This is a genomic window from Rhodococcus sp. EPR-157, assembly GCF_001647195.1.
Classification (GTDB): domain Bacteria; phylum Actinomycetota; class Actinomycetes; order Mycobacteriales; family Mycobacteriaceae; genus Rhodococcoides.
On sequence record NZ_LVCV01000237.1, the window covers coordinates 1 to 5,330 of the forward strand.

The 5,330-nt window shown below is 65.0% G+C and carries 2 protein-coding genes; both read left to right on the plus strand.

What is annotated here, in order from left to right; translation table 11 throughout:
- On the plus strand, positions 1–2,668 hold a 2,668-nt coding region (locus A2J03_RS10795), incomplete at its 5' end, for a condensation domain-containing protein (protein WP_156520316.1).
- A 125-nt stretch (positions 2,669–2,793) separates the two neighbouring features.
- Positions 2,794–5,330, plus strand: a 2,537-nt coding sequence (locus tag A2J03_RS10800; RefSeq protein ID WP_156520317.1) for a non-ribosomal peptide synthetase, incomplete at its 3' end; no start/stop codon positions are given.

A 5,330-nucleotide genomic window follows, 5' to 3' on the forward strand; every position in this document is an offset into this window, starting at 1 on the left:
GGCGCTTCCGGGTGATACCGCTCGACGATTCGTCGAGCACAACGACGCCGAATTGTTCAACCTGTACGGCCCGACCGAAGCTGCGGTATCGGTGACGTCGCATCGAGTGACCTCCGACGAAAGTGCGAGCGTTCCGATCGGTCGACCGGAGTGGAACACCCAGGTGTACGTACTCGATTCCCGCCTGCATCCCGTCCCGGCAGGCACCACCGGTGAGCTCTACCTTGCCGGCGGACAGTTGGCTCGCGGCTACCTGGGACGCCCGGACCTGACCGCCGAACGATTCGTCGCAGATCCGTTCGATCCGAACGGTGGAAGGCTGTACCGCTCGGGCGACCTTGCGTACTGGAACGCGGACGACGAGCTGGTCTTCTCGGGTCGTTCCGATTTCCAGGTCAAGATCAGGGGCTTCCGGATCGAGCTCGGTGAGATCGAGGCAGCGATGCGAGCGCTGGACATGCTCGCCGACGCCGTGGTGATCTCGTACTCGGATCCGCACACCGGCGATCGACTGGTGGGCTACTTGGTTCCCTCCGCGTCGGCGACCGTCGACATCGAGGATGTGCGAACGGCGTTGAGTTCGTCGTTGCCGTCGTACATGGTCCCGTCCGACTTCGTCGTTCTGGCGGCGTTGCCGCTCAACGCCAACGGCAAGCTCGATCGCGTCGCGCTCCCCGCTCCAGTGTTCGAGGCTTCGGAGTTCCGTGCCCCGACCAATCCGCTCGAGGAGATCGTGGCCCGCGTGTACTCCGAGCTGCTCGGTGTAGCTCGGGTGGGACTCGACGACGACTTCTTCGCGCTCGGCGGTAACTCGCTGGTGGCAACGCAGCTCGTCGCACGCCTCGGTGCTGCACTGGACGCGTCGATCTCGGTTCGTTCGGTGTTCGAGGCACCGAAGGTCGGCACGCTTGCGGCTCGGGTGGAGTCGTACGTCGGACAGGGTGCACGCATTCCACTCGTCGCACGGACGCGTCCGGAATCCGTTCCGCTGTCTTTGGCGCAGCAGCGCATGTGGACCCTCAACCAGGTGGATCCAGGCTCGGATGCCTACAACATTCCGGTGGCCATTCGACTCACCGGCGCCTTGGACGTCGCCGCTCTGCGAGCCGCAGTGGGTGACCTCTTCCGCAGGCACGAGATCCTGCGCACTCGCTACCCGGACACCGCGGACGGGCCCATCCAATCCGTCGTCTCGATGTCGGAGGCACTTCCCGCGCTCGAACTACGCGAGATCTCGGCCACCGACGTGCCTGCCGTCGTAGGTGAGGTCGTCACCGCTGGCTTCGATGTCGCGAACGCAGTTCCGGTGCGCGCCGAGCTGTTTTCCATCACCGAGGCCACCGGATCGGAGTTCGTGCTCGTCTTCGTCGCCCATCACATCAGCGCCGACGGATTCTCGATGCGTCCGTTGATCAGAGATGTGATGACCGCGTACGTCGCACGCACAGCAGGTGACGCACCGCAGTGGACGGAACTGCCCGTGCAGTACGCGGACTACTCGCTGTGGCAGCGTGAGGTCCTCGGATCCGAGGACGACGCCGACAGTGTGCTGTCCAGTCAGATCGCGTACTGGTCCGACGCACTGGCAGGCACGCCCGAACGACTGGCGCTGCCGACCGACTTCCCGCGCCCTGCCCGGGCGTCCATGCGTGGTGGGCGTATCGAGTTCGGTGTCGCGCCCGACATCGCGGCGAGGGTGCAGAAGGCTGCGCGGGAACACAATGCGACGGTCTTCATGGTGGTGCACAGCGCACTGGCGGTCCTGCTGTCGAAGCTGAGCGGCGAACAGGACATCACCGTCGGTACCCCGGTCGCCGGTCGAGGCGATGCCGCACTCGACGACCTCGTCGGCATGTTCGTCAACACGCTGGTACTTCGGACCTCGGTCACGCCGAGCACGACCTTCGCGGATCTGTTGACTCAGGTCCGAGAGAAAGACCTCGCTGCGTTCGGCAACGCCGATGTACCGTTCGAACGGGTCGTGGAGGTGGTCGGACACAGGCGTTCGGCCGCGTACAGCCCGCTGTTCCAGGTCATGCTCACCTTCCAGAACCTCGCGACCGGCACCTTCGCGCTGCCGGACCTGGAGGTCTCCGCGTTGGAGAGCGGTCTGGAGCAGGCCAAGGTCGACCTGCAGTTGACTGCGACGGAACGCTTCGACGACTCGGGCGATCTCATCGGAATCGACGCCGTGTTCAACTACGCCACGGCATTGTTCGAGCCTGCGACGATCGAACTGTTCGCGCAGCGGTTCGTCCGCCTTCTCGATCTGCTGACGTCGGATCCGGGCAGCATCATCCGCGGCGTCGACATGCGTTCGGAGGCCGAGCGTGCACGGCCCGCGCCGAAGCCGAAGCCGAAGACGATCGACGACCTGCCCGAATTGGTGTCGGCGGCAGCCGTCGTTGCCGCGTCGACCGTCGCGGTCTCGTTCGGCGACAAGAGCGTGACGTTCGGCGAGCTCGACGAGAAGCTGTCGGCCGTGTCCGCGTCGACCGGTGGCGCGCTCAAGCCCGAGGCCGTGCTGTCGGTTGCACTGACCGGCCTGTTGCCGGGCATTTTGCCTGCCCTCGGTGCCGATGGCTTCGCCGCGACCGTTGCCTCACTGATCGAGGAAGCACAGGCCCTGGTGGCCGAGCCGGGAGGAGCCGGTGCCTCCATGCAGTGACCTACATACGCTCGATCGTGAACGTGGAGTCGAAGCCGGTTCGAGTCGCAGCGTTTCGTAGTGTGTCTCGTGTACGCGATGCATTTCGGCGCGTAGCGCGGCGGTAAGTAGGAGGAACACTGAAGATGTCGAATGGCCGGCCGAACACTCGGAGCCAGGGCGCTGCTGGCGGCGTAACCGTGGACGAACTTCCGGGCGTGATCGCCGCAGTGGTCGATGCTGCGCCTGGTCGCATCGCGTTGACCCATGGCGAGACGGCTGTGAGCTACACGACTCTGCACGCCGAACTGGCTGCACTCGAAGCAGCCATGGGCGGTGCACTCGGAACCGAGGCTCTCGTCACCGTCGTGCTGTCGAACGTCGTTCCGGGCGCGCTCGAATCGGTCGGGCTCGCAGGCATCGTCGACACGATCGTCGCCGACGCGTCCGAGGTGTTGGGAGATCTCACTCCGGCAGGTCCACCGACGCTCGTGTCCCGGTTCGAGGAACAGGTCGCCCGTACCCCGGACGCGATCGCCCTCGAGTTCGACGGCCGATCGCTGACGTATGCAGAATTCGACGCGCGTGCCAATCGGCTCGCCCGACACCTCGTGTCGATGGGGATCGGCCCCGAGTCTCTCGTCGGGCTCGGTATTCGACGGTCACTCGACCTTCTCGTCGGCATGTACGCGATCGTGAAGTCCGGCGCGGCATACGTTCCTCTCGATCCCGATCACCCGGCAGACCGCCTCGCCTACGTACTCGACGTCGCACAGCCCGCAGCGGTACTCGGACTGTCCACGCAGCCACTCGATCTTCCCGCCGAGGTCGAGGTGCTGTCGATCGACCTGCTCGACCTGGGCGATCTGGAGTCGACGCCACTCACCGACGACGACCGTGTCCGGACACTTACCGACGACGCACTGGCCTACGTCATCTTCACCTCCGGGTCTACCGGACGCCCCAAGGGAGTGGCGGTAACCCACCGCGCGATCGTCAGCAACGTGCAGTGGCGACAGGACGAGTACACCCTGACCCCGGACGACGTGGTGTTGCAGAAGACCCCGTTCACGTTCGACGTGTCGGTGTGGGAGTTCTTCTGGCCGTTGCAGATCGGGGCGCGCCTCGTCGTCGCGGCACACGACGGCCATCGTGATCCCGCGTATCTCGCCCGGGTCATGACAGAACGCAACGTGACGGTTGCGCACTTCGTCCCGTCGATGCTCGCGGTGTTCGTCGCCGAACCGTCGATCCGTGAAATCCGGACTCTGCGCTACGTGTTCGCGTCCGGTGAGGCTCTGCCCGCCCAGACCACGACACGATTCCACGCCGTCAGCTCCGCCGAACTGCACAACCTGTACGGCCCGACCGAAGCCGCTGTCGACGTCACCTACTACGAGACCGCTGCGGTGGAGTCGGGATCGGTACCGATCGGCCGGGCCGTGGTCGACACGCGGCTGTACGTGTTGGACGACGGCCTACGACCGGTGACTTCGGGCGCCGAGGGAGAGCTCTATCTTGCTGGCGTGCAGCTGGCGCGCGGGTACGTGGCTCGACCGGACCTCACCGCGGATCGCTTCGTGGCCGATCCGTTCGAGGCCGGACAGCGAATGTACCGGACCGGCGACCTCGTGCGGTGGGTTCCGCGCGCAGACGTCGAGATGTTGGAATACGTGGGACGCACCGACTTTCAGGTGAAGCTTCGCGGTCTGCGCATCGAACTCGGTGAGATCGAGACGGCAGTTCTCGAACACGAATCTGTCTCGCAGGCGGTAGCTCTCGTTCACGCGGACGCGACGCTCGGCGACGTTCTCGTTGCATACGTGGTACCTGCGGCGGGTGCGGACATCGAGCAGAAGAGTCTCGCCGAGGTCGTGGCGGCTCGGCTACCCGAGTACATGGTCCCCGCGTTGTTCGTCGCGGTCGCGGAGTTCCCCCTCGGTTCGAGCGGCAAGCTCGACCGAAAGGCGCTGCCGGCGCCCGATTTCGCGTCACTGGCGAACGAATACCGAGAACCGTCCACCGAGACCGAGGTGGCGTTGGCATCTGTGTTCGGTGAGGTGCTCGGTACCGAGACAATCGGCGCCGACGACGACTTCTTCGCGATCGGCGGTAACTCGCTGATCGCCACCAGGGTCATCTCTCGCATCAATGCGCGTTTCGACATCCGCACCGACGTCCGCGACTTCTTCGACGCGCCGACCGTTGCCGGGCTCGCGGTACTCGTCGACAAGGCAGTCGCGCAGGGCGAGGGAGGTGCGGCGCCACTGGTGCCGCAGGAGCGGCCGGAGATCATTCCGTTGTCGCTTGCGCAGCAGCGTATGTGGTTCTTGAACAGGTTCGATACTGCATCTGCGGTGAACAACATTCCGGTGGCGATCAGGCTGACGGGGCAGCTCGATGTGTCGGCGCTCAATCTCGCTGTTCGCGATGTTCTCGTCCGGCACGAGTCCGTGCGAACGATCTATCCCGAAATCGACGGCGTCGGATCGCAATTGGTCCTCGACGCCGACGCGGTCGCCCCGACGTTGTCGGCCGAGCCGGTATCGGAAGCCGACGTGCTCGGCCGTGTCGTCGAATTCGTTTCTGTCGGTTTCGATGTGACTGCGGAGGTGCCGTTTCGGGCTGGTTTGTTCGAGGTGGTGGGTGCGGGTTCTGGTGGGTCTGAGTTTGTTGTGGTGTT